The sequence below is a fragment of the Thermosynechococcus sp. PKX82 genome (assembly GCF_031583255.1).
Taxonomy (GTDB): Bacteria; Cyanobacteriota; Cyanobacteriia; order Thermosynechococcales; family Thermosynechococcaceae; genus Thermosynechococcus.
Map to the genome: position 1 here is coordinate 2,400,229 of NZ_CP134169.1, position 25,090 is coordinate 2,425,318.

19 protein-coding genes and 1 pseudogene are annotated in these 25,090 nt (G+C 55.6%); 16 read left to right on the top strand and 4 right to left on the bottom strand.

Annotated elements, in window-relative coordinates:
- Entirely contained in the window at positions 1 to 1,497 is a 1,497-nt protein-coding gene (locus RHH53_RS11890) for a helicase C-terminal domain-containing protein (protein WP_310743831.1), read from the top strand.
- On the opposite strand, the gene larE is transcribed toward RHH53_RS11890, so the two are convergent.
- On the bottom strand, positions 1,469 to 2,281 hold the full coding sequence (gene larE / locus RHH53_RS11895; RefSeq protein WP_310744269.1) for an ATP-dependent sacrificial sulfur transferase LarE: 813 nt from the start codon (positions 2,279 to 2,281) through the stop codon (positions 1,469 to 1,471). The genes RHH53_RS11890 and larE overlap by 29 nt on opposite strands.
- Positions 2,282 to 2,434: 153 nt before the next feature.
- Here larE and psb30 point away from each other — a divergent pair, with 153 nt between their 5' ends.
- Complete coding sequence (gene psb30 / locus RHH53_RS11900) at positions 2,435 to 2,575, top strand: photosystem II reaction center protein Ycf12/Psb30 (protein ID WP_149819710.1); 141 nt, start codon at positions 2,435 to 2,437, stop codon at positions 2,573 to 2,575.
- 19 nt (positions 2,576 to 2,594) lie between these two features.
- Here the strand turns inward: psb30 and recJ are convergent, their stop codons facing one another.
- Positions 2,595 to 4,883, bottom strand: coding sequence for a single-stranded-DNA-specific exonuclease RecJ (recJ, locus tag RHH53_RS11905; protein ID WP_310743832.1), 2,289 nt, complete (start codon positions 4,881 to 4,883; stop codon positions 2,595 to 2,597).
- 136 nt (positions 4,884 to 5,019) lie between these two features.
- Between recJ and RHH53_RS11910 the strand changes: the two genes are divergently transcribed.
- Positions 5,020 to 6,609 carry an iron uptake porin gene (locus RHH53_RS11910; protein WP_310743833.1) on the top strand — a complete coding sequence of 530 codons (1,590 nt, stop codon included), beginning with the start codon at positions 5,020 to 5,022 and terminating at the stop codon, positions 6,607 to 6,609.
- Here RHH53_RS11910 and RHH53_RS11915 read toward each other — a convergent pair.
- Positions 6,606 to 7,550 (bottom strand): GTP-binding protein, encoded by a 945-nt coding sequence (locus tag RHH53_RS11915; protein ID WP_206200329.1) that lies wholly within the window; start codon positions 7,548 to 7,550, stop codon positions 6,606 to 6,608. The genes RHH53_RS11910 and RHH53_RS11915 overlap by 4 nt on opposite strands.
- A gap of 109 nt (positions 7,551 to 7,659) precedes the next feature.
- Between RHH53_RS11915 and RHH53_RS11920 the strand changes: the two genes are divergently transcribed.
- Together RHH53_RS11920 and RHH53_RS11925 are read left to right on the top strand one after the other, a co-directional pair.
- Positions 7,660 to 8,400, top strand: coding sequence for a DUF561 domain-containing protein (locus tag RHH53_RS11920; protein ID WP_310743834.1), 741 nt, complete (start codon positions 7,660 to 7,662; stop codon positions 8,398 to 8,400).
- Entirely contained in the window at positions 8,378 to 9,382 is a 1,005-nt protein-coding gene (locus RHH53_RS11925; RefSeq protein WP_310438573.1) for an RsmB/NOP family class I SAM-dependent RNA methyltransferase, read from the top strand. The genes RHH53_RS11920 and RHH53_RS11925 overlap by 23 nt, the downstream gene beginning before the upstream one ends.
- Here the strand turns inward: RHH53_RS11925 and RHH53_RS11930 are convergent.
- Positions 9,286 to 10,413, bottom strand: coding sequence for a hypothetical protein (locus RHH53_RS11930; RefSeq protein ID WP_310743835.1), 1,128 nt, complete (start codon positions 10,411 to 10,413; stop codon positions 9,286 to 9,288). The genes RHH53_RS11925 and RHH53_RS11930 overlap by 97 nt on opposite strands.
- 38 nt (positions 10,414 to 10,451) lie before the next feature.
- Between RHH53_RS11930 and glgP the strand changes: the two genes are divergently transcribed.
- The 11 genes and pseudogenes from glgP to RHH53_RS11985 all read left to right on the top strand — a co-directional run bounded on the left by glgP (position 10,452) and on the right by RHH53_RS11985 (position 25,032).
- Positions 10,452 to 13,043: an alpha-glucan family phosphorylase gene (gene glgP, locus RHH53_RS11935; RefSeq protein ID WP_310743836.1), complete on the top strand. Its 2,592-nt coding sequence runs from the start codon at positions 10,452 to 10,454 to the stop codon at positions 13,041 to 13,043.
- A gap of 12 nt (positions 13,044 to 13,055) precedes the next feature.
- Complete coding sequence (locus RHH53_RS11940) at positions 13,056 to 13,361, top strand: nucleotidyltransferase domain-containing protein (protein WP_206200334.1); 306 nt, start codon at positions 13,056 to 13,058, stop codon at positions 13,359 to 13,361.
- On the top strand, positions 13,355 to 13,837 hold the full coding sequence (locus RHH53_RS11945; protein WP_206200335.1) for a hypothetical protein: 483 nt from the start codon (positions 13,355 to 13,357) through the stop codon (positions 13,835 to 13,837). Before RHH53_RS11940 ends, RHH53_RS11945 begins: the two co-directional genes overlap by 7 nt.
- A 70-nt stretch (positions 13,838 to 13,907) precedes the next feature.
- A pseudogene (locus RHH53_RS11950) lies at positions 13,908 to 14,854 on the top strand (efflux RND transporter permease subunit).
- The gene (locus tag RHH53_RS11955) at positions 14,815 to 15,036 is read left to right on the top strand and encodes a hypothetical protein (RefSeq protein WP_302678383.1); all 222 of its coding nucleotides are present in this window, start codon (positions 14,815 to 14,817) and stop codon (positions 15,034 to 15,036) included. Before RHH53_RS11950 ends, RHH53_RS11955 begins: the two are co-directional and overlap by 40 nt.
- The gene (locus tag RHH53_RS11960; protein WP_302678384.1) at positions 15,033 to 15,887 is read left to right on the top strand and encodes a hypothetical protein; all 855 of its coding nucleotides are present in this window, start codon (positions 15,033 to 15,035) and stop codon (positions 15,885 to 15,887) included. The genes RHH53_RS11955 and RHH53_RS11960 overlap by 4 nt, the downstream gene beginning before the upstream one ends.
- Before the next feature lie 12 nt (positions 15,888 to 15,899).
- Entirely contained in the window at positions 15,900 to 16,586 is a 687-nt protein-coding gene (gene rppA / locus RHH53_RS11965; protein WP_310743837.1) for a two-component system response regulator RppA, read from the top strand.
- A 113-nt stretch (positions 16,587 to 16,699) separates the two neighbouring features.
- Positions 16,700 to 17,299 carry an efflux RND transporter periplasmic adaptor subunit gene (locus tag RHH53_RS11970; protein WP_310743838.1) on the top strand — a complete coding sequence of 200 codons (600 nt, stop codon included), beginning with the start codon at positions 16,700 to 16,702 and terminating at the stop codon, positions 17,297 to 17,299.
- A gap of 124 nt (positions 17,300 to 17,423) precedes the next feature.
- Positions 17,424 to 19,889 carry an ATP-binding cassette domain-containing protein gene (locus tag RHH53_RS11975; protein WP_310743839.1) on the top strand — a complete coding sequence of 822 codons (2,466 nt, stop codon included), beginning with the start codon at positions 17,424 to 17,426 and terminating at the stop codon, positions 19,887 to 19,889.
- Between the two features lie 160 nt (positions 19,890 to 20,049).
- A complete protein-coding gene (locus tag RHH53_RS11980) occupies positions 20,050 to 22,236 on the top strand; it encodes an amylo-alpha-1,6-glucosidase (RefSeq protein ID WP_310743840.1) in 2,187 nt (728 codons plus the stop codon).
- Between the two features lie 78 nt (positions 22,237 to 22,314).
- Positions 22,315 to 25,032: a bifunctional acetate--CoA ligase family protein/GNAT family N-acetyltransferase gene (locus tag RHH53_RS11985; RefSeq protein WP_310743841.1), complete on the top strand. Its 2,718-nt coding sequence runs from the start codon at positions 22,315 to 22,317 to the stop codon at positions 25,030 to 25,032.
- Positions 25,033 to 25,090 lie beyond the last annotated feature (58 nt).

Here is a 25,090-nt window from a genome sequence, read left to right on the forward strand (position 1 = left end):
TTGTTGTTCCACAGCGAGCAGATTGTGATTGAGGCAGAGGTTCACCGCCAATTACGGGCATTTTTACGCAGCAGTGGCGATCGCCAGTGGCCTCACCATCTCACCTTGGCACGGTTGGTTGCCCGTGCCCTGCGCCTGCGGCGGGGGTGCTTACTTCAGGTTAGCCAGCGGGCGGTGTTGCACCATCGCTATGGCCTGAGTTATCTGTTGCCACTGCTGTTGTATCCTGAACCTGCCCTGCTCGTCGTCCCCCAAGAGCGACTGACACGACTACTGCACCAAGAAATTCCTGAACTCCTCACCTTCCTTGCGGTGAGGAAACCGATTCAGCATAGCCAATGCCCGCAGCCAGCCTTTGAGGGGATGCTTGTGATGAGCCTTGAGGACTGGTGTCGCCACGCCACCGCCCATCCCAATGTCGTCACAATCATTGATGGCATTGAAGCCTTGCCCCAAATTGCCCAGCAGCAGATGACCTGCACCATTACCACCAGCGATTGGGAGCACCTGAAACTCGCGATTCCCAGCGCCGTTGGTGCGATTCGCCAAGTCTATGCCCAGTTGGTGCAGCACCTCTTTCAGCGGCCTCAGAATCCCTACGGCGACTATCTGCTCACCCCTACAGAACAGCAATCGCTCCTTGAACTCCTGCATCAATGGCCGCAGGCGCTGCCTCCCCAATGGTCGCAATTGCGGGACTACCTCAACCGCAGTGACACGGTGATTTGGGGACGGCGCCACCCCACGGTGGGGTACTTCAGCCTCCAAGGACACCCCCTCAGTTTCCGCGCCTATTTTAAGGATCTTTGGTCGCAAGCGCCTTTTGTCCTCATCGGCAGCGGCCCCGATACAGACTCCCCTCTAGCCTATGTGCAGCAGGAACTAGGGATTCCGCCCCAAACGACGATTAAATTTGCCAGCGATCGCCACAGTGAAGCGATTACCCTTGCGATCTCCGAAGACTTACCTCTCCCCAACACCCCGGAATTTGCCCCAGCCGTCCTGCGGCGTCTCTACGATCTTATTGGCACGATTGGCCATCGGCGGGCGGTGATCCTTGTGAGTGATGTGCCGCTGCGGGAACAGTTGGCCACCCAATTGGCTGCCCTCTATGGTTCACGGGTACAGGTGGAGACGCCAACCCTTGATACGAACACGATTTTAGTGACGGGGGAAGCCTTTTGGCTGCGTCATGGGGCGCAGTTGCCTTGCCCGGCGCTGTTTGTCTTGACCACACTGCCCTTGCCCTCGCCGGAAAAAGCGGTGGTAAGTGCCCGCATTGAATGGCACAAGCAGCAAAAACAGGATTGGTTTCGCCAGTATCTCTTGCCAGAGTGCTTGACGATATTGGATCGCGCCCTTGCCCCTGTGCGTCAGGATGAAACGCTGGTGGCGATTTTGGATCGGCGGCTCACGGAGCGCAGCTATGGTCGGGAAATTCTCCAGAGTCTCAGTCCCTATAATCTCGTTAGCGATCGCGCCCGATCACGGCGTTGAGCTTGCCACTGCGAAAGCCTTCCAGATCTAAGGTGACATAGGTAAACCCTAGCGCTTGAAAGTGGCTCACCAGCTTTTCAAGATCGATCATTGTCACAAAGTCGGCAATCTGCGCTTGGGGCACCTCAATGCGCGCCGTATCGCCATGACTGCGGACGCGGCACAGTTCCCAGCCCTGCTTGCGCAGGTAGTATTCGGCATGACCCACCCGTTGCAGCTTGGCAGGGGTAATTTCCTCACCGTAGGGAAAGCGCGAACTCAGGCAGGGTTGAGCAGGTTTATTCCACCACGGCAAACCCAAGGATTTGGCAATTTCGCGCACCTCGAGTTTGGTAATCCCCACCTCGGCAAGGGGCGATCGCACCCCCCGTTCCTTGGCTGCGGCAATACCGGGGCGATAGTCTTGGAGGTCATCAGCATTTACACCATCGAGAATGTAGTCATAGCCCCACGCCTGTGCCAGTTCCCGCAGGCGATCGTGGAGTTCACTTTTGCAGAAATAACAGCGATTCACCGGGTTCGTGGCGTAGTTGGGATTGTCCAGTTCATGGGTTTCAATGAGTTCATGGCGAATGCCGATGGCCGCCGCCTGAATGCGGGCATCCTCTAGATCCGCTGGAAAGAGCGAGGGGGACACCGCCGTGACTGCCACCGCGCGATCGCCCAAGACATCCTGAGCAACTTTGGCCACAAGCGTACTATCAATGCCGCCAGAGTAGGCAATCAAGGCTTGATCGAGTTCGCCAATGAGATCCCGTAAGGCCGCTAGTTTGTCCACGCCCATCACCGACCAATGTTCCGAGAATTCTGCTCCTACAGTGTAGCTTAGGGATAGACGCAGCAAGCTCAAGCGCCCATTAAGCAAATGCTGCGAGTGCTCCCCCCTGCTCTACAATAAAATCACGAACTAATAACCGCTGATTGCTCGGGAGAACCTATGGGAATTTTCAATGGCATTATTGAGTTTCTTAGCAATATCAACTTTGAAGTGATTGCCCAACTGACCATGATTGCCATGATTGGCATTGCAGGGCCGGCAATTATCTTCCTATTGGCTGTGCGGCGCGGCAATTTGTAGGCCATTGTTTTGCCAAGAATTAGGAAGTCTCCCACCTTTGCGCTAGCCGTGCCAAATCCTTAGCTTGCAGCTGATACCAGCGTTGCAATCGTGTTAGTTCTGCGGTAATGCTCAGGGTGGGAGCAAATCCTTCACAGCCATAGCCCAAATGGCGCAGGATCGCTACAAGCGTACAGGGAGCAATCCAATAGGTTTGACTCAAGGCTAAAAGATTCACCTTAGTCTGTTCTTTGAGGTCATTTTGAATTGAGAGGATGAGGGTTGTCAGCGGAGCGATCGCCGGTCGTTGGCACCCTACATAGACCATTTCTGGTTGGGCAATGGCCAAGAGCCAACGCAAGTGGGTGGCAGAGGGCGGCAGTGACCAGAGAATGAGGGTGCGACAGCGATCGCGGGGGCGATCGTAGTGAATGGCTGCTGTGGTTAAGTTCGGGGGAACCTCAGGGCGGCCATAGCCATAGAGCAAGACATTGTCCCGCAACTGCGGCAGGAGCGTTGTCAAAGGCGGTAGGGGTTGCCAATGGGGAAGCGGGTGACTGGGCGGATTAGGGACGTACCACGCCAGTGAGGGTTTGACCCCCTTGAGTTCGAGTTCCAACTGGGTTTCGCCATTCCAAGTGTGGGCTGTGAGGTGATAGGCAATATCGACCGTGGTGGGCAACGGAAAAAATTGTCCCCAGCGCCAAGCCTTAGCGGTCATCTGCCGCCCATTCTGCTCTAGGGTGAGTTGCAGATGTTCCCGCTGCTGACCCATGGGTGCTTGTTCGAGAATCTTGACCCCGCGACTACAGAAAATTGGCTGCGGATTCTCACTGCCAAAGGGTTGCAGTTGCTCCACTTGGGCGTAAAAGTCCCACGTCAGCTGCTCAAAGGAGACTTCGGCATCAAGGGTAACAAGGGGACGCAGATCCTCTGGTTTGAGACAGGTTTGGGCAAAGGCTCGCAGGCGATCGCGCCAAGTCGCTAAATGCTCTGCCCGTAGGCTAAACCCCCCGGCTGCCCTATGACCGCCATATTTCAAGAGCAGATCCTTGGTCGCTTCAAGGGCCTCAAAGACATGGAATTCGGGAATGCTGCGAATTGAGCCGCGAATGGTTGTCTCATCTTCATAGGTGCCAATAAACACCGGTACGCCGTAGCGCTCCACGAGCCGCGAGGCAACAATGCCAATGACCCCATGGTGCCAGTCGGGCTGGACGATCACTAAGACCCACTCCTGTTGGGGATCAAAGCCCGTCTCTTCAAGGTGGGCGATCGCCTGTCTCTCAATCTCAGCACAGAGTTCCTGACGGCGACGGTTGGTTTCCTCACACAGGGCTGCCAGTTCCTGAGCACGCTGCGGATCCTCGGTGGTCAGCAGGTCAATCACCACTTGGGGATCACCAATGCGGCCAATGGCATTGATGCGTGGTCCCAGCCGAAACCCTACCGCTGTGGGCTTGAGGGCGGTATTCTGGGCTGGCAAACAACCCGCCATCTGCATCAGCGCTTGCACCCCCACAAGAGAAGAGGTGGGAATTGTTTGTAACCCCTGCTTGACCCAGCGGCGATTCACCCCCATCAAGGGCGCCAAATCCGCGATCGTGCCTAGGGTACACAGTTCCCGCAAAGGCCGCACCAGTTCCCGCCAGTTGCCCAGTCGCTGTGCTAGGGACAGAGCAAGGATATAGGCCATCCCCACCCCAGCGAGGGTATGGTAAGGGGATGTTGGCGGCACCAGTTTCGGATTGAGAATGGCATGGGCAGGGGGCAGTTGCTCCGGCACATCGTGGTGATCCGTCACAATCACCGTCAGCCCCAGTTCCCGTGCCTTGAGAATGGGCTGGTGGGCAGCAATGCCGTTGTCCACGGTGAGAATCAGTTTCACACCGCGCTCGTAGCAGTCTTGAACAATCCGCTCATTAATGCCGTAGCCTTCCTGCATGCGGGAGGGAATTTCATAGTCAATGTCGGCTCCCAAATGGCGCAGCGCACGCAACAGCAGAGCGGTACTGGTCATGCCATCAGCATCGTAATCGCCACAAATGGTCATTTTGTCACCGCGGGCGATCGCCTGCTGCAGGAGTTCCACTGCCAGATCAAGGTCGGGAAAGACCGTTTGCGGTGGCGGTAGCGCTAGAGTTTCCGGCTCGAGAAAGGCCTGTACCGCTTCTGGAGTCGTCAGACCCCGCCGCAGATAAATTTCCGCTAGTGATGCGGGGCAACCCAAGGCCTGCCTCAAGGCGTCACAAGACTCGAGATCAATGGGTGGCAAGAGCCAACGTTGCTGGGGAAGGGCACCCATAATGCGGCGGGGGGAGATAGGCAAAGCGATAACCCCAATGCTAACTTGAGCGTGGCTTCGGTTGACAGACCGAAAAAATAGAATAATAATCGTTACCATTCTCATTTAGCCTTGGTGAATTCCCGAGGCCGTGTCTTGGTGTGAGGTAAGGAGGTCAGTGATGGAAAAATCCCTAACAACGGTTATGGTGGCTGCCATTCACCTTGCACTACTCAGTCCAGCCGCTGTTGCTGAACCTAGGATGCCCGCTCCCGCCAGCATCGGACAGGTGACCTCTGTCTCCCAACTGTCTGACGTGCGCCCCACCGATTGGGCCTATCAAGCCCTTGCGTCCCTTGTGGAAAAGTACGGCTGTATTGCTGGCTATCCCGATGGCACCTTTCGGGGCAACCGTGCCCTGACGCGGTTTGAAATGGCGGCTGCTTTGAATGCCTGCTTGGATGTGATTAGCGATCGCTTTGCCACCAAGGAAGATTTAGCCACCTTGCAACGGCTTAGGGAGGAGTTTGCCGCCGAACTGGCCACCCTACGCGGACGGGTGGACAACCTCGAAGCCCGTACTGCTACTCTGGAGGCCACGCAATTTTCAACAACCACCAAGCTCTCTGTGGATGCCGTGATGGCCTTTCAAGCCGGTGGCAATACTCGCCAAGTCGTTGACCCCATCTCTGGGAATACGTTCACTGGGGGCAGCTACAATCCGACGGTGATTAGCAAGGTGGAGATTAACCTCAATACCAGTTTTCGCGGTACGGATTTACTGACCACGACCCTCGAAGTGGGTAACAACGGGTTAGATACGTTTGGGGCAACGGGGATTGGTACTGACGGCTTGATTGCCGGTGGCGCTGCCGATTACAGTGGCGTTGGCGCAAATGTGGAATTATCTCGACTGTTCTACAGCTTCAAGCCCACAGAGGATTTAACGATTGGTGTTGGGCCGCAATTTTATCCCAGTGATATTGTGGATACCAATAGCTATGCCAACGATTCTTTCACGGATTTTAGTTCCAATTTCTTTATCAACAACCCGCTGATTGTGCCCTACGCCGTCAATGATCCCGGTGGGGCGGGTGTCAGTATTGAATGGAATCCGGGAGGCGGATTCTTCACACTGCGCGGTGTTTATGTGGCCGCTGCAGCGGGAGCACCGACGGGTATCCCTACGGGAGGAGGTCTTTTTGGCGATCCCTATCAGGGAACCGTGGAACTGGAGTTTGCCCGTGCCTTTGGTGCCAATGAACGGAACAACTTTGCGGTGCGCCTGCAATATACCAACTCCTCAACCCTGAATATTTCCCAGAATGCCGGCGGTGTCAATGTGGAACTCACCCTCGGTAAGTTTGGCCTCTTTGGCCGCTATGCTTACTCCGATATGAAACTCTATGGCGATGGAGCAACGATTAATGGCTTGGGGCCATTTACTGTGGATCCGGGGGTCTTTGTCATTCCCGCTGGTGGCCAAGTGAAGACCACTGCGCAAACATGGATGGCGGGTTTGGCCTATCGGGACTTGTTGGCGGAAGGATCATTGCTAGCAGCGGCGGTGGGTCAGCCCTTTATTAACTCGTTGGCATCACAACCCGGGATCAATGATGCTACCCAAACCAACTATGAACTCTTTTTCCGCTATCCCCTCAGCGACAATATCTCAATTACGCCTGTGTTTATGGCAATCACCAATGCCAACAATAGCGCTACCAATAGCCCCATTTTCCAAGGGTTGATCCGCACCACGTTTAGTTTCTAAATCAGACACGCCCTAAAGGCTTGGCGGAGCTGGTGCTCATCAAGGTTACGGCCAATAAAGATGAGTTCATTGCGCTGATGGCCAAGGGGGCGATCGAGGGGACGACCATCAAAGAGCATATGCACCCCCTGAAAAACAAAGGGCTGGGGCTGCTCCGCGAGGTGCAAAATCCCCTTCATGCGGAAAATATCGGGGCCTTGGGTTTGCAGCAACTGGCTCAGCCACGTTTGCAGCTTAGCACCATCCAATTTGCCCTCAGCAACAATGGCCACAGAACCCACAGATTCATCGTGTTCATGGTGATCTTCGCCAAGAAAGTCTGGGTCGAGTTCGAGGGCCCGCTCAAGGTCAAAGCCCCCCACATCGAGGATGTGCTCCATGGGGATGGCGGCCTGCTGGGTGCAATACACTTTGGCCAAGGGGTTCATGGCATGAATGCGATCGCGCAACTGGGCGAGGTCTGCTTCGCTCACCAAATCCGTCTTATTGAGCAAAATCACATCGGCAAAGGCAATTTGCTCTTGGGCTTCGTCCGCTTGCCAGTGGTAGTGAATGTGCTTGGCATCCACCACGGTAATCACGGCATCTAGGTGAGTTTGGCTGCGGATGTCCTCATCCATGAAGAAGGTTTGAATGACGGGTGCGGGATCGGCAAGCCCCGTGGTTTCAATAACAAGGTGATCAAACTTGTGCCGCCGCTTCATCAGGTTGCCAATGATACGGATCAAGTCGCCGCGCACCGTACAGCAAATGCAGCCATTATTCATCTCGAAAATTTCTTCATCGGTATTGACCACCAGTTGATGATCAATGCCCACTTCGCCAAACTCGTTGACAATCACAGCGACCTTCTTGCCGTGTTCGTGGGTGAGAATGCGATTGAGGAGTGTGGTTTTACCGGCACCCAAGTAGCCAGTGAGCACTGTAACGGGAACGGTCATAGGCTGGACAACAGCTAGAGACTCTTTGAGCCTATCAAATATCCGTTACAGTCGTTGTGAAAAGGGCTGTAGGATAAAAAAATGCACAACTACGGAAAGTTTCAAGTCTATGCTGCATCCGCGTTTAGCCGCTGCCTTTGAGCAGCGTTCTGTTCTCAAGATTATTAGTGGCCTCAACAATTTTGATCGCGATCGCGTGCGGGCGGTGGTGACTGCTGCCGATCAAGGGGGTGCCACTTTTGTGGATATTGCTGCCGATCCTGAGCTGGTGCGCCTTGCCAAGGAACTGACGACACTGCCGGTCTGTGTGTCTGCGGTGGAGCCATTACAACTGCTAAATGCCGTTGCTGCTGGTGCCGATCTGGTGGAAATCGGCAACTACGATAGCTTCTACGCCCAAGGGCGGGTGTTTAGCGCTGAGGAAGTGCTGGTATTGACGCGCCAAACGCGCGAGTTGCTGCCCCAAATCATGCTGTCGGTCACAGTGCCCCACACGCTGCCCTTGGATCAACAGGTTGCCCTCGCTGAGGCCTTGGTGGCCGCCGGCGCCGATGTCATTCAAACCGAAGGGGGAACCAGTAGCCAACCCCACCACAGTGGCACGTTGGGTCTCATTGAAAAAGCAGCCCCGACATTGGCGGCAACCTACGAAATTTCCCGCGCCGTTGCGGTGCCGGTGCTGTGTGCTTCGGGGCTTTCGACAGTGACGATTCCCTTGGCGATCGCTGCTGGGGCTGCGGGTGTCGGGGTCGGCTCTGCCGTCAACCAACTCAATAGTGAAGTGGCCATGGTGGCCAGTGTGCGTGCCCTCGCCGAAGCAGTCAAAGGTGCCATCGCCGTCCACCGCTAAGCCTGTGGTGAAGCTCTCCCGATTGGCTGTGGCCTGTGCCAACCGCCTTTTTGAGGCTGCCAGCGATCGGGAGCGTTTTTTAGAGGCTCTCACCACTCCCCCGCCCTACCCTGCCACGGTGCTGTGGTGTCGCGAGCCAGCGTCTCCCTTACCCTTTGAGCCATTGCCGCCACTTTCTTGGCAGCCCCCTTGGGTGAGTCGCTTTGCCCCCGGCAGCCGTACCGGTCAACACCCTCTCCATGAGGCCGGGGCTTATTATTGCTTGGATAGCTCATCGGTGTTTGCGGCGGTTCCGCTGCTGACGCTGCCCCAAGAGCCGTCATTGGTGATTGATGTGTGTGCGGCGCCCGGCGGCAAGAGCCTCTTTGCGTGGCGATCGCTGCAACCCCGCTACCTCATCTGTAATGAAACCATTGGCAAACGGGTGGGGATGCTGATTAGCAATCTCAAACGCTGTCGAGTGCATCCAGTGGGCGTCACCGCTTGGGATAGTGAAGTGCTGGCTGCTGAGTTCCAAGGCGCTGCTGATGTGGTGATTGTGGATGCTCCCTGCTCTGGGCAATCGCTGCTGGCCAAGGGGCAAAAAGCTGAAGGGTGTTTCCATCCATTGACGATTCGCCACAACCAACGGCGGCAAAAACGCATTCTCGCAACTGCAACAGCCTTGGTGCGCCCGGGGGGATGGTTGCTCTATAGCACCTGCACCTTTAGTCAGGATGAAAATGAGGATGTGGCGGCTTGGCTGATGGCAAGGTTTCCGCAGTGGGTTCCTCAACCTGTGGCGGCACTAGCGGCCTATCAATCCCATCTAGCAGCCTTTCCCTGCTATCGGCTGTGGCCCCACCAAGGGGAAGGAGCGGGCGCCTTTACGATCCTCTGGCAGCATCAGGGGTCTGGGGAAGCCAATCCTTTACCGCAATTGGCTGAAGGTTGCGCCTTGGGCGATCGCTGGCGCTGGCAATCGAATTCCCAACCGGCATAGGTAATGGCAGCAACGGCATTTTGATCTAAACACCGCCCGAAAATGCGACTACCGGCGATCGCATCCTGACCCACCAAGGTGGCTCCCAGCAGTTGTCCTTGGCGGTTGATCACCACTTGACCCAAGCTCTGACCCTCGGAACTAAACTGCTGAATCTCCCACAGTTGAACGGGTTCCCTGAGGCGTTGCTGGGCTTGCCGCGCATTCCAGCCGACACGAGCGATTGGCACAGGCAAGGCAATCCACCACGGTTGACGGTAGTAATCAAGGGGCAGGGATTTTCGCTGTAAAATCTGGCGGGCGATCGCAAAGGCTTCAAAGTAGGTCAGGGAGGGCAAATGGTACCCCCGCTGCCAACCGCCACAGGCATAGACTTGGGGATGACTGGTGCGCCCTTGGGAATTGATCCGCAGCCACCCTTGAGCATCTCGCTGGAGGCGGTGCAGGTTCAAAGGAGTTGGATCGGGAGCTTTGCGCCTTCCCAGTGGGGGAACCCCTAGACCGAGGCCACTCAGGGCAGCATGCAGGCGATCGTTGAACCACGCATCTTCTGTGGCCACAAGCGGCAGACCTTGTGCATCGGGATGCGAGGCTTTGCCAGACCAGTGGTGCCAACAGGCCAGCTCAATCCTGCTGAGGGCGTCCATATCCTGAGCATCCATTGCCGCAGGCGCATCAAGGAGGAAATAGCCTCGCGCATACAGGCGATCGCCCCCCACCTGAAAATGACAGCCGGGCTGCCAGACAAATTCCCCCGCCCCTGTGATCACATCGACCCCCACCAATTCCAAGACCCTAGGGGCATAGCGGCGCTGTCCGTGGCTGAGGTGGGCTTGAAAGTGCTGCCACTGCTGAGTATCCAATCTTTGAGGGGGAAACTGCGACAGCCACCAGCGTTGCCACTGCCATTGCCACTGCGCATCAGCGGCTGGGATTACTAGGCCAATCCGCCCCAAGGCCGCACACCGATAGGCAATGTCCAATGCCAAAGGACTCGCCGCCACAATCAGCAAATCATACTCAAAGCGCATAGGAAATTAAGATAGAAACGACGACACTGGCAGCTCCTATGAAGCCCATCCGCACGTTTAACGTTCGTCCTCACCTGCCGCAACGTTTGGAACCCCTGCGGGAACTGGCCTACAACCTCTACTGGACGTGGAACACGGAGGCGATCGCCCTCTTTCGCCGTCTCGACCCAGAACTGTGGGAGCAAACCAACCACAATCCCGTCGCCCTGTTGGGACGTATTCGCCAAGATCGCCTCTTGGATGCGGCGGCCGACAACGGCTTTTTGGCACAGATGGAGCGGGTGATCAGCCAATTTCAAGAATATGCCCAGCCTGTGCAGACGTGGTACCAGCAAACGCGCACGGACGCGCCTCCCGGCGAGTGTATTGCCTATTTTTCCCTTGAATTTGGCTTGACAGAGTGCCTGCCGATCTATTCTGGGGGGTTGGGGGTGTTGGCAGGGGATCACCTCAAATCTGCTAGTGACTTGGGACTCCCTTTGGTGGGGGTGGGGCTGCTCTATCAAAAGGGCTACTTTTCGCAGTACCTCAGTGCCGATGGCTGGCAGCAGGAACGCTATCCCAGCAATGATTTTTATACCCTGCCCCTGAAACTCGTCACGACTCCCCAAGGCCAAGAACTCCGCATCCGGGTTGATTACCCCAATCGGGACGTGCAAGCACGAATCTGGCAAGTTCAGGTGGGTCGGGTTCCCCTTTATCTTTTAGACACAAACCTGCCAGAAAACAGCGCCTACGATCAGCAGATCACCGATTACCTCTATGGCGGCGATATGGATCTGCGCATCCATCAGGAGATGCTCCTAGGCATTGGGGGAGTACGCCTGCTCCACGGCTTGGGGTTGCGGCCAACGGTCTATCACATGAATGAGGGGCACTCGGCCTTTTTGTCCCTAGAGCGGATTCGTCAACTGATCGCCGAAGAGCAGCTTACCTACGATGAAGCCTTGCAGGTGGTCAAGGCCAGCCAACTCTTTACCACCCATACCCCCGTGCCTGCGGGGATTGATCTGTTTCCTGCCGATAAGGTGACGTACTATGTCGGCCACTATGCGGAGGCCTTTAACCTTTCGCAGCAGGAGTTTCTCTCCCTTGGCCGTGTGAATCCGGGGGCTTTTCAAGAACCCTTTAGTATGGCGAACCTAGCCATTCATACCGCCAGTTTTGTCAATGGGGTGAGCGCGCTCCACGGTGAAGTCTCCCGCCAAATGTTCCAAGGCCTGTGGCCCAATCTGCCGCCGACGGAGGTGCCGATTACCTCGATTACCAATGGCGTCCATGCTCGCAGTCGCGTTTCTGAACCATTGCAATACCTGCTGGATATTTACCTTGGGCCGCAGTGGTCTGATGCGCCCTTGGCGGATCCCCTCTGGTCGCGGGTCAGCAGTATTCCCGATGAGGAGTTGTGGCGTATCCATGAGATTTGCCGCTATCAGTTGGTGATGTTTGTGCGATCGCGCCTACAACGGATGCTTGAAGAGCAGGGCGCCTCTAGTGCTGAATTGACGCAAGCGGCAGAAGTGCTGGATCCGACCGCCTTGACCATTGGCTTTGCCCGTCGCTTTGCTACCTATAAACGCGCCACTCTCTTTTTGCGGGATGTGGAACGGCTGCGGCGAATTTTATTGGGCTCAGTACCGGTGAAAACGGGGGCGAAGCAGCGGCGGCCGATTGTCCAGTTTGTGATTGCGGGCAAGGCGCACCCCAAGGATAACCCCGGCAAAGAACTGATTCAGGAAATTATTCACTTTACGCGCCAAGAGGGCATGGCCAACCACATTGCCTTTATCCCGGATTACGATATGCACGTAGCAAAAATGATGGTGGCAGGCTGTGATGTTTGGCTGAATACCCCCTTGCGGCCTCAGGAGGCCTCCGGCACCAGTGGCATGAAGGCGGCCATGAATGGCTTACCCAATCTGAGTACCTTGGACGGTTGGTGGGACGAGGCGGACTATGTGAAAACGGGTTGGGCGATTGGCCACGGCGAAACCTATGACGATCGCCACTATCAAGATCTGGTGGAAGCCAATGCGCTCTATGAACGGTTGGAGCGGGATGTCATTCCCCTGTTTTACGATCGCGATGAAAATGGGGTGCCGCGCGGCTGGGTGCAAAAAATGAAGGCAGCCCTTGCTCTCAATACGCCTCAGTTTAACACCGCGCGAATGGTGCGCGAGTATGCCCATCGGGGCTATTTCCCCGCCAGCGATCGCTACTTTACGCTCAAGGAAAATAACTATGCTGCAGCCAAGGAACTGGCACGCTGGAAAGCCCATATCTTTGAACACTGGTACTCAATTCAGATCATCAGTGTTGAAACCTCGGCTGAGCACAACCTCGAAGTCAATGAAATAGTTGAAGTCAAAGCTGTGATTGCCCTCGGTGCGCTCTCCCCCAATGACGTACAGGTGATTTTGTTCCAAGGGCGGGTGAATGACGCCGGTACCCTAGAGGAGGCTTGTCCTACCCTGATGACGTTTGTGGGTACCACCCCTGAAGGCTATAGCCTGTACACCGCCGAGATGAGCTACGACACGAGTGGCCACCAAGGCATTGCCCTCCAACTGCTACCGCGCCACGTCTATCTGAGTCATCCCTATGAAATGGGACTGGTCTTGTGGGCTTAGGAGAGAATCAGGTTGCGATTAACGGATCAGCAAGTGCAGCAAATTTGCCAGATAGTGGCGGCGCTGGTGGGTAGCGAGGCTGAGGTGTGGTTGTTTGGTTCGCGGGTGGACGATCGCCTGAAGGGCGGCGATGTGGATTTATTGATCCGGCTGTCTCACCCCGTTGAGAATCCTGCCCTTGTCAGTGCTCGACTCAGTGCCAAAATCAGCCGCGCCATGGCAGGTCGTAAAGTGGATATTCTCCTCTGGGCACCCAATCTCCAGCGGCAGCCGATTCACGATTGGGCCCAACAAACGGGAGTTCGCCTTCAATGTTGAGTCCTCAACTTCAGGAACGCCTACATCACCTCTGCCAACTGGTGGAGCGAGAAGTGGCACACCTACAGGTGACGGATCAACGCCTCTTTCAGGAGCCATTTACGGCACGGCGGGCAGCACAATTGGAGGAGGATATTGACCTAGCGGAGCGGGTGGATGCTTTTGTGGCACGCTTTGGTCGCCTTCAAGATACCCTAGGGAGCAAGCTGTTGCCCGCCTATCTGAGTGCCTTTGGCGAACCAGTGGCAACTTTTTTGGAAAACCTTGACCGTGCTGAGCGACTCGGCCTTGTGCCTGATGCAGACGCTTGGTTTACTATGCGGCAACTGCGCAATCAAATGGTTCACGACTACATTCGAGATGCAGCCATTTTAGCCACGAGTTTGCAAGCTGCCCACGAGTTTGTTCCTGTCCTGATTGAAACTGCAACTCGGTTTTGCCAACGAATAAAGCACAAATCGTTCGGCAACTCCTAGCTTTTCATCTTTATTTCATGTTTATTTCATGTGCCTTTGCCAAAATCAGCCTTAGTAACACACTGTGGTAATGCTGAATCGAATTCTTGGGTGGTCAATTGTCCAACGTTGGTTGGTGGTGCTCGGGGCGATCGCCCTGACGATTTTCGGTATTTTTCAACTGCGGCAAATGCCCCTTGATGTACTGCCAGAGTTTGCGCCCCCCCAGTGGAAATTCAAACGGAGGCACCGGGCCTAGCACCAGAGGAAGTGGAATCGCTGATTACGCTGCCCATTGAAAGTGTCGTCAATGGTACGGCAGGGGTTGAAACTGTGCGCTCTGCATCGTCTCTTGGCTTATCTGTTGTCAAGGTAGTTTTTAGTTGGCAAACGAATATCTATCAAGCACGGCAACTGATTACCGAGCGGTTGCAGGAGGTGCGCGATCGCCTACCACCTAATGCCTCACCCCAAATTTCACCGATTACCTCCCCCATTGCCACGATTTTGATGTATGCCCTTGCCCCCAAGGTGCCCACTGCCCCAGATGACACCTCCCTCATGGAACTGCGACAGCTTGTGGATCAAAAGGTGGTGAATCGCCTCTTGGCAGTGCCGGGGGTGTCCCAAGTGATTGCCTATGGTGGAGATGTGCCCCAGTATCAGGTGCTGGTTCATCCCGATCGCCTCGCCGCACAACAGGTCTCCTTGCAGGACGTGGTGGCGGGGGTGAGTGGCGCCAATGAAAATGCAGCGGGTGGGGTCATTGTCACTCCCGATCAGGAGTTAATTGTGCGGGGCATTGGTCGGGCAACATCAGTCGCTGATTTAGCGGTGGCGTTGGTGGCGCACCGCAATGGCCAACCAATTCGCGTGCAGGATGTGGCAACAGTCACGAAAGGGCCTGCCTTAGCGCGGGGAGATGGCAGTGTCAATGGACAGCGAGCAATTATCCTTATATTGACTTCTATATCCAAGAGGGGGAAGACCATATTCCCGTGGGTACTGCTACCGTTACTGCTGATATTGAAACGCTAACGGGCGATCGGGTCACTCTACCGATGACCTATACCCCTGAGGACAAACACTACACCGCACGGCTAGCCAATCCCGTGGCAGGAGACTATCGTATTGTTCTCCTTAGCACCATCAATGGTCAACCCATTAACAGTCGTTTTCGCTTTCGTTATGAACTCAATCAGGGAGGAAGACAAGAATGATGCTACCACGCTTTATCCAACCCACCCTCTTGGGACTGGCCATGCTCTTGAGTGGGGCGATCGCCACCCTTGGGATTGCCCAGCAACGGCAAATGCCTATGCTTCATGACCACCATCACCTGCACCACAGTCCCAACCATGAGCAGGCAGACGGCTCTGCTACGACCCATATGGAACTACTGAATGCGCCCGCACCTACGCCTCAACAACCAACCACCTTTACGTTGGCGATTCGCACCCACACTGGTGAAGCAGTGACGCAGTTTGAGCGTTTTCAAGAGGCGCTAATGCACCTGATCATCGTCAGTGATGATTTTCAAGTGTTTCAGCACCTGCATCCCCGCTATCTGGGTGAAGGTCAGTTTCAAGTCACAACCCCATTGCCCCAAGGGGGAGGCTACACCCTCATTGCCGATTATAAACCCGCTGGCGCTGACGAAACGGTGGCGATGATCCCGATCGCGGCTGAAGGAACGCCGCCCGCATCGAGTACGCCAACCGCTCAAACCACCCAAGTGATTGGCACAACGGCAGTCGAACTAAAACTCCCTCAACCCCTCAAGGCTGGATCAGCGGTGGAAGTGGCCTTTCGCCTACGGGATGCTGCCACCCAGCAACCCCTTAGGGATCTGCGCCCCTACCTTGGCGAAGCAGGGCATCTGGTGATTTTGCGAGACACGACTCCCCTCGAACCTGCTGATTATCTCCATGCCCATGCCGTGGATCATCAACCTAAGGAGGTGATCCGTTTTATGACCCAGTTTCCTGTGCCCGGACGTTACAAGCTCTGGGGACAGTTCCAGCGGGGTGAGCAAATTGTTACTGCTCCCTTTTGGGTGACGGTGAATTAGGGGATTGCACGGATGAAGGTGTTGCTGCTTGAAGATGAACCGGATTTAGGAGCCGCCATTCAGCGCGTGTTGCAACGAGAAGGCTATGTGGTGGACTGGGCGCAGGAGGGGGAACTGGTTTGGGCCTACGTTGAGCAGTTGCAGGTGGACTACGGTGTTGCGATTTTGGATTGGATGGTTCCTCGGCTGTCGGGGTTGGAGGTTTGTCAGCGACTGCGTATCCACCACTACACGGTGCCCATTTTGTTGCTGACGGCACGGGATGGCCTCAGCGATCGCGTTCAGGGATTAGATGCGGGGGCAGATGACTATTTGATTAAGCCCTTTGCAATGGCTGAGTTGCTGGCGCGGCTGCGGGCTTTACTGCGGCGATCGCCCCAATTCCAACCCCAGCAATTGTGTCAAGGGGCATTAACGTTAGACTATGGTACCTTCACCCTGAGAAATAGGGCGGGTACTGAGGTGCAGTTAACCGCTAAGGAATTCCAGACCTTGGAATACCTCATGAAACGCCCCCAGCGGATTCTCAGTAGCGACCAACTGATGATGCAGCTTTGGGAAGTGGGCAGTGAACCCAGTAGTAATGTAGTGGCAGCACAAATTCGCCTGCTGCGCCGCAAACTCGCCCTCCTTGGTCAAGAGCACTGCATTGAAACCCTCCATGGGTTAGGCTATCGCTTTGTTGTCGATCATGGTTGATCATAAGCTCTTCCGCCACAGCCGCAGTCGTCTTGCCCTCTGGTATGCCCTCACCATGAGCGCTATTCTCAACGGTTGCTTACCCTACAGAAGCACAGCGAGCACAGGTGGCTGTGGGTCAAGCTCTAAATATCACTGTTGCAGGACTTCCCAATCGTGTTTTCCGCAGTCGTATTGAACTCATTGATAGTGTCGTTGATCCCGCCACGCAGCAAGTTGCGGTACGCGCCAGCTTGGCTAATTCCAGCCAAGAACTCAAACCTAGTAGCTTTGCGACTGTCCAAATTTTTGACGATCGCCAAACCCGCAATGCCGTGATGATTCCCCAGTCCGCGATCGTGGAGCCAGTCGATCAGCCCCCCCTTGTGTTTGTGCAGAATGGTACTGCCTTTGAAGCTGTCGAAGTGACCCTTGGCCAGCGAGTTGGCGATCAGGTAGAAGTGATTAGCGGTCTTTATGGGGGCGATCGTATTGTTACCCAAGGTACGATGCAACTCTATGCCCAATCTCTGTGGGGGGATACCTCAACCGCTACTTCAGACACAAAACCGGAAACAGACTCTCCACCGTGGATTTGGTTGGGGGCGGCTGTTGGGGCGATCGCTCTATTTGGGGCAGGTCTAGGTTGGCAAGCCTATCGAACACAACGGCTGAATTCCGCAGCGCATACCGAACCCTCTCAATCTTCTACCCCCACGAAGGTCAACCCTTAGAAATCGCAAAATGCCACTCGATCTTCTCCATTCTGAGGGGTTTGTGTGTCACGAGGACAGGGTGTCTGCCAAACTAGGCAAGATATTAGTTAGAGTTTTGAACACCTTGAACAGGCAGATAGTGATGCGATCGCCCCCCCCAAAAACGGTTGTTGATCTCCCCACCGTCACCCTCACCCTCGAAAGTCAGGGGAAAATGTTGACCTATTCCCTGACCCAACCGGAGCATCGCCTTGGACGCGATTACCAATGGGCGGATTTAGTAGTGCCCGATGAGCCACTCTGGTCAGTGATTTCCAACCGCCATGCCGTTTTTAAGCAACAGGGGGCAACCTACTACCTTTGGGATGGAGATGGCCATCAACGCCGCAGCACCAATGGCACGTTCTACCACCAACGCCGCATCGGCATTGAAGAGGGCTTTGCCCTTGGGGAAACCCTACGTCTAGAGATTGGCCAAAACCCCAGAAATAAGGTGCAACTACTGGTGCAGATCCAGTCTTTGGGAGCGGCGAGTCCACCTCCTTTGCCCCAGCAGCGCCGCCTTGTCCTCAAAGCCCTCAAGGAATGGCCGCTGACTTTAGGGCGCGAAACCAGCAACAGCTATCAGCATTGGCAACTGGCTGCCCCCACGGTCTCCCTACGCCATGCCAGTATTGATCGCACGGGTGCGGGTCTCTATATTTTGCGAGATTTGGGCAGTACCAATGGCACCTATGTGAATGATCAATTGCTGAGGGGACCCTACACGCTGCGCAATGGCGATCAAATTCGCATTGGCCCCTTTGTCCTGCTCTACCGCCACGAGACCTTGGAGATTACGGATCAGGGCAGCCACATTCGCATTGATGCTTGGGGATTGGAACGATGGGTGAAAACGGCTGCCGGCGATCGCCCCCTCTTAGCGGATGTCTGCTTTGTGGCGGAGCCGACGCAACTTGTGGGGATCGTTGGAGGCAGCGGCACTGGTAAATCCACACTGCTCAAGGTGTTAATGGGGCTTGCCCCTGTCCAAAAAGGCCAAGTACTGCTCAATGGTCTCAATCTGCATCGTAATATCGCTGCCTACCGCCACCAGATTGGCTATGTTCCCCAAGAGGATATTTTGCATTCTCGCCTAACCGTGGGCGAAGTCCTCAGCTATGCGGCGCAACTGCGCTTACCAGCGGATACCGATGCCCAAAACCGCAAAGCCGCCATTCAGCGAGTTCTTGAACAGGTGCAGTTAACGGGAACTGAAGATCAACTGGTGGCGAGTCTCAGTGGCGGTCAGCGCAAGCGGGTGAGTATTGCCGTTGAGCTATTGGCCAACCCCAAGCTCTTTTTCCTTGACGAACCCACCTCGGGTCTGGATCCGGGGCTAGACTTTTTGTTGATGCAGTTGCTGCGGCAATTGGCAGATGAAGAACGCACGATTGTCTTGGTGACCCATGCTACGAGTCATGTGCATTTGTGCGATCGCCTGCTGGTTCTAGGCTCGGGTGGGCGTCTTTGCTATTTTGGCTCTAGCGATCGCGCTTGTGAATTCTTTAGCCCTGATCGCCCCCTGAATTCCGTGGCTGAAATCTATGCCCTCTTAACCCCAGAAAACAGCGCCGCGTGGAGTCAAAAATTTCGCCAATCCACGGACTATCAACGCTACCTTGCCAGCCACCTCAGCATGGGGCAGCACTATGAGAGCACCAGTGTTTTGGGGGGCGAAAACCGTGCCAGTGCCGAATCCTCTCCCCAACAGCCAGCACCCCCTCACCTCTATCAATGGCGGGTGTTGTGTCAACGCCAGTGGCAACTCCTGTGGCGCGATCGCCTTAGCCTTGTCTTGAATCTGATCAGCGTCCCCATTGCCCTGCTGCTCACCCGCTTTGCTATTGATCGCTCCCCCTTTGTCCCCCAAGATCCCCCCGGCCTGCTGCAAGCGGCTCAAACCCTGCGCATTCTCTTTGTCTTTACCTGTGCCTGTCTTTGGGTGGGACTCTCCGGCTGGTCGCAAGCCTTGATTACAGAGGTAGCCATCTACCGCCGCGAACGTCTTGCCAATCTCAGTCTCTGGGCTTACATGGCAGCCAAACTCACCCTTGGTAAGGGGATGGCTTTGGTACAAACACTGCTCATTACCCTTGTGGCACTGTTGGCCTTTGGTCTGCCGCAGGGTACCCTCCTCCCTTGGCCGGTGGGGTTTGGCATCACCACCTTCCTGACCCTAGTGGCCAGTCTCTGTTTAGGATTACTAGTCTCTGCTGCCGTGAATAACAGTGATCAAGCCAGCAAGATTTTACCGCCATTGCTCCTGCCGCAAATTATTTTTGCCGGTGTCCTCTTTAAGCTCACGGGCGTTGCGACTGTCCTCTCTTGGCTGACGATTGGCCGTTGGACAATGGGTGCCTATGGTGCCTTGATTGACGTGAATGGCATGGTACCGCCGCCCCTCGATTTTGGCCTTTTTGAACCACCGCCTCAGCCCTTTGATCCAACACCTGTCTATGCTCCCACTTGGGGTAATCTGCTGCTAAATTGGGGACTGCTGATCCTCCACAGCCTCATTTACACGGGCGTGGCCACCTATTTGCAATGGCGCAAAGCGCCACCTTAAGGCCATCGGGGGTTGATCTTCCAACCAGAGGCAGGGTTCAACCGCATATTGACTCATTACAATTGTGCATATTTACTTATTCCAATTATGGCTGTCCTGCGAGATGATCTAACAAATGACCCAAAATTGTTCCTATTGAACATAGACTGCTGCCGCACCCATGGAGAGCGATGTTGTTTCCCTGTATGGGCGCGATTATATCCCCATTGTCGCCCCGCCCCCGCCGGCTACTAAAATTCGAACTCACCCGAAAACGGTTCCGGTGCTCAAGGACGACGATGTGCTGCTCATTTGTGATGAGTTGGGCAATATCTGTAATGACGAGCAGCAAACGGCTATTACAGGTTTATTTTGTCAGGATACCCGCTTCCTCAGTCAGGCGGAATTGCGCGTGGGGGGCGATCGCCCGATTCTGCTGAGTTTTCATTGTACAGGTAGCCATGCGCTCAAGGTGGTGTGCACCAATCCCAAGCAACCTTCTCTGCCCGCGGAGGCCTTAGCAATTGAACGATTCCTAGTGGTGCGGGGTGCCCTCTTTGAAACGATTCTCATCACCAATCATCAGGCGCAGCCGGCCAGCGTGGAGATTCGTTTAACCTTTGCGGCAGACTTTCAAGATTTATTTGAAATTCGCCAATACAGCGGTGGTCGCCCACAGCGGGGAAAAACGCTGCAACCCGTCAGTTGTGAATTGCGCCACACCAAAGGACGGGCGGATCTGTGCTTTGCCTACCAGGGGCTTGATGGCGCCCTTATGGAAACCCAAGTGCAGTTCTTGGGCACCCCTCCGGATCGTCTTGATGACACCACCGCCCTCTGGCGTCTCAAGCTAGAACCCCAAGGCTACCACAGCATTCACTATTGCATCCGCCCCTTTACCAATGGGGCACCCACAGCCCATGTCCCTGTGCCTTCATCCCTAGCGGCTGCCGATCAAGCGGCTCAACAGGAGCGGCAACAGTGGTGGTCAGACTGCACGGAGATTGTCACCTCAAATCCGCAGTGGAATCGCATCCTACGGCGGGGGATGGCAGATCTCTATATGCTCTTGCAGTCCTTTGGCCATGGCAAGGTGCTGACGGCTGGCATTCCTTGGTTTGCCACCCTGTTTGGCCGTGACTCGATCATCTCAGCCATGCAGACACTGATCCTCAATCCAGCGATCGCCCGTGATACGCTGCGCACCCTTGCCCATTACCAAGGGAAACAGGTCTGTCCTGAGCGCGATGAGCAGCCGGGGAAAATTCTCCATGAACTGCGCTTTGGCGAGATGGCGCGCAACCGCGAGATTCCCCATACCCCCTACTATGGTACGGTGGATGCCACCCCCCTATGGCTGATGCTCTATGCCGACTACTACGCATGGACGGGCGATCGCACCACGGTCGAGGCGCTCTGGCCCCATGCCCTTGCGGCAATGAACTGGGTGGATCAACAAATGGCCGCCACGGGCTACCTCACCTACGATCGCCAAGCAGCCAAAGGCATTGACAACCAAGGCTGGAAAGATTCTGGCAATTGTATCGTCAACCGTCGCGGTCAACTGGCTCACAGTCCCATTGCCCTCTGTGAAGTTCAAGGCTACGTCTATGCCGCCAAAACCCGTCTGAGTGCCCTTGCTCGAGACTTTGGCTATGGCGAGTGGGGCGATCGCTGGCGGCAGCAAGCAACGGATCTCAAAACTCGCTTTAACCGCGACTTTTGGCTTGAACCGGAGGGATTTTATGCCCTAGCCCTCGATGGCGAGGGTCGCCCCGTTGATAGCCTCACGTCCAATGCAGGTCAGTGCTTGATGACAGGAATCTGTGACCCCGAAAAAGCCCAACGGGTCGGACAACGTCTGCGGCTGCCGGATCTATTCAATGGTTGGGGCATTCGTACCCTCAGCAGCACCTCCCCTGCCTACAATCCCATTGGCTATCACTTGGGGTCGGTCTGGCCCCACGATACGGGTCTGATTGCCTTGGGGCTGCGCGCCATTGGTGATAGTGACTTTGCCCTGACCTTGGTGGATACCCTTTTTGATATGGCCTGTCGGCAGCCAGATTTGCGCCCACCAGAACTTTTCTGTGGCTTCGATCGCCAGACCTATCCCCAACCGGTGCAATATCCCGTGGCCTGCTCTCCCCAAGCTTGGGCAACGGGCAGTCTGTTTCAATTCATTCAGATCATGGCTTGGCCGCTGGTGGATGTGCCCCAAGGCAAGTTTTTGGTGCATCAGCCCCTGTTGCCCAACAGTATCGAGGAACTCCACCTCCGTAATTTGCGGGTCGGTGACACTCGCTTTCACCTGCGGCTTTGGCGCACGGGCGAGAAGGGCTGTGACTGGGAAGTACAGCCGGCGTAACGAATCGTAACTCGGGACGATCGCCCTCGCTAGAGTAGAGGTGGCTCAATTCCCAACCTCTGTAACGCAAGCAACGGCATGACCCGAACCACCGCCTACGACATTTGGCGCGCTGGTCATCAACCCCTGCGCCCCCTCTTTGCCCCCAAAAGTGTTGCTGTCATCGGTGCCAGTGAAAAAGAAGGCAGTGTTGGCCGCACCCTTCTCTGGAATCTGATTCAAACCCCCTTTGGCGGAACGGTTTTTCCCGTCAACCCGCGCCGCAGTTCGGTGTTGGGCATCAAGGCCTATGCCCGTGTGACGGCGATCCCCGAAGCGGTTGATCTCGCAGTCATTGCCACCCCTGCGGCTACAGTACCAGCGGTGGTTGCCGAGTGTGCAGCAGCGGGTGTGAAGGGGGCAATTATTGTCTCGGCGGGATTTCGGGAAGTGGGGGCGGCGGGTCTTGCCCTCGAAGAAGAGATTTTAACCATCGCCCGTCAGGCGCGGATGCGCATTATTGGTCCCAATTGTCTGGGAATAATGTGTCCGCCCACGGGGCTGAATGCTACCTTTGCCGCGACAATGGCGCGATCGGGTCATGTCGGCTTTCTCAGTCAAAGTGGCGCCCTGTGCACTTCGATTTTGGACTGGAGTTTGCAGGAGAATGTCGGCTTTAGTGCTTTTGTTTCCATTGGCACGATGCTGGATGTGGGCTGGGGCGACCTCATTTACTACCTAGGCGATGATCCGCAAACCCGCTGCATTGTTATTTACATGGAATCTCTGGGGGATGCGCGATCGTTCCTCTCCGCCGCGCGGGAAGTGGCCTATGTCAAGCCGATTATTGTCATCAAAGCAGGACGCACTGCCGCCGCCGCTCAGGCCGCCGCTTCCCATACCGGGGCATTGATGGGATCCGATGCAGTGGTGGATGCGGCCCTAGAACGCTGTGGGGTGCTGCGGGTGGAAACCATTGAAGATCTGTTTGACATGGCCGAAGTCCTCGACAAGCAATCGCGCCCCAAAGGCCCCCATTTGACGATTCTCACCAATGCCGGTGGACCTGGGGTCTTGGCGACCGATGCCCTGATTCGGGCGGGTGGTCAACTGAGTCCCCTCTCTGGGGATACCCTCAAGGCACTGAATCAAGTGCTCCCCCCCGCTTGGAGCCACGGTAACCCCGTGGATATTTTGGGGGATGCCACTGCGGATCGCTATCTCAAAGCTCTGCAATACTGTGAAACCGATCCAAATAGTGACGGTTTGCTGGTGGTACTGACGCCCCAAGCCATGACCGATCCGCTGGCGATCGCCCAAGATCTCGCTATTTATGCCAAAAACCGTCCCAGTGGTGCCAAGCCGATTCTGGCCAGTTGGATGGGGGGCACAACGGTCAAAGGGGGAGAAGCGATTCTCAATCAGGCGGGCATTCCCACCTATGCCTATGCCGATACCGCTGCCCGCATCTTTAGTTATATGTGGCGCTATAGCGATCACCTGCAGGCGCTTTACCAAACCCCCTCGCTGCCCCTAACCACCACCCCCCCGGATCGGAATGCTGTCAGTCAACTCTTTGAGCACGTGCGCAGTGAGGGGCGTACCCTATTGACGGAGTGGGAAGCCAAGGCGGTTCTTGCTGCCTACGGCCTACCGGTGGTGGAAACCTGTATTGCCCGCAGTGAAGCAGAGGCAGTGGCTGCTGCCGATCGCCTAGGGTATCCTGTAGTTCTCAAGCTCTATTCGCCCACAATTACCCACAAAACGGATGTCGGGGGTGTTGCCCTCAATCTTCCCGATGCGGCTGCGGTCATTACCGCCTACCAACAGATTGAGAAAAATGTCACCACTGCTGCTGGCGCGGATCATTTTGCTGGTGTCACCGTGCAGCCGATGATCCCATGGAAGGGGTTTGAACTCATTTTGGGCAGTTCCACCGATGCTCAGTTTGGGCCGGTGATTCTCTTTGGTACGGGGGGACAGTTGGTGGAAGTCCTCGAAGACACCGCGATCGCCCTTCCCCCCCTGAACACCACCTTGGCACGCCGTCTGATTCAGCAAACGAAAATCTCCCGTGCCTTTGCCGGCGTGCGGGGCTGGCCAGCCGTCAACCTTGCCCTATTAGAAGATCTGCTGGTGCGCTTTAGCCTGCTGGTGGTGGAGCAGCCGTGGATTAAGGAAATTGACATCAACCCCCTCTTGGTGGCACCCCCGGATCGCCTGATGGCCTTGGATGCCCGCATTGTGCTCCACAAAGAGGAAAGCACCTTTGTCAAGCCTGCGATTCGTCCCTATCCCACCCAATACGTGAGTCCTTGGCAGTTGCGCGATGGTACCCCAGTGCTGATTCGACCGATTCGGCCAGAGGATGAACCCCTAATGCGGCAGTACCATGCCACCCTCTCGGAGCAGAGTGTCTATTTGCGCTATTTCCACCTGATGAAGTTGTCGCAGCGGGTTGCCCACGATCGCCTAGTGCGCATCTGTTTTGTGGACTACGATCGCGAGATGGCTCTGGTGGTGGAGCATCAAGGCGCCAGTGAACCGCAAATTATTGGTGCGGCTCGCCTCAGTAAGGATCACTTTAGCAATACAGCCGAGTTTTCGATGTTGATTAGCGATCGCTGGCAGCGGCAAGGCCTTGGCACTGAATTACTACACCGCTTGATTCAAATTGGCCGCGATGAAGGGCTAAGTGCCATCCACGCCTATGTTCTCAAGGATAACGAGGGGATGATGCGTATTTGCCGCAAATTGAACTTTGAGTTTGCTGCGGGTGATGATCCCAGCGTTTGGTTTGTGCAGCTTGCCCTCTAGGGGATACAAAGCATAGAACCCTAGGATCATTGGTGTAGGACAATAGGTTCCGTTGAGT

Coding starts and splice junctions, on each gene's coding strand:
- larE (WP_310744269.1), bottom strand. CDS start 2,281: ATGGGCGTGGACAAACTAGCGGCCTTACGGGATCTCATTGGCGAACTC.
- psb30 (WP_149819710.1), top strand. CDS start 2,435: ATGGGAATTTTCAATGGCATTATTGAGTTTCTTAGCAATATCAACTTT.
- RHH53_RS11910 (WP_310743833.1), top strand. CDS start 5,020: ATGGAAAAATCCCTAACAACGGTTATGGTGGCTGCCATTCACCTTGCA.
- RHH53_RS11915 (WP_206200329.1), bottom strand. CDS start 7,550: ATGACCGTTCCCGTTACAGTGCTCACTGGCTACTTGGGTGCCGGTAAA.
- RHH53_RS11920 (WP_310743834.1), top strand. CDS start 7,660: ATGCTGCATCCGCGTTTAGCCGCTGCCTTTGAGCAGCGTTCTGTTCTC.
- RHH53_RS11930 (WP_310743835.1), bottom strand. CDS start 10,413: ATGCGCTTTGAGTATGATTTGCTGATTGTGGCGGCGAGTCCTTTGGCA.
- glgP (WP_310743836.1), top strand. CDS start 10,452: ATGAAGCCCATCCGCACGTTTAACGTTCGTCCTCACCTGCCGCAACGT.
- RHH53_RS11945 (WP_206200335.1), top strand. CDS start 13,355: ATGTTGAGTCCTCAACTTCAGGAACGCCTACATCACCTCTGCCAACTG.
- RHH53_RS11960 (WP_302678384.1), top strand. CDS start 15,033: ATGATGCTACCACGCTTTATCCAACCCACCCTCTTGGGACTGGCCATG.
- rppA (WP_310743837.1), top strand. CDS start 15,900: ATGAAGGTGTTGCTGCTTGAAGATGAACCGGATTTAGGAGCCGCCATT.
- RHH53_RS11975 (WP_310743839.1), top strand. CDS start 17,424: ATGCGATCGCCCCCCCCAAAAACGGTTGTTGATCTCCCCACCGTCACC.
- RHH53_RS11980 (WP_310743840.1), top strand. CDS start 20,050: ATGGAGAGCGATGTTGTTTCCCTGTATGGGCGCGATTATATCCCCATT.
- RHH53_RS11985 (WP_310743841.1), top strand. CDS start 22,315: ATGACCCGAACCACCGCCTACGACATTTGGCGCGCTGGTCATCAACCC.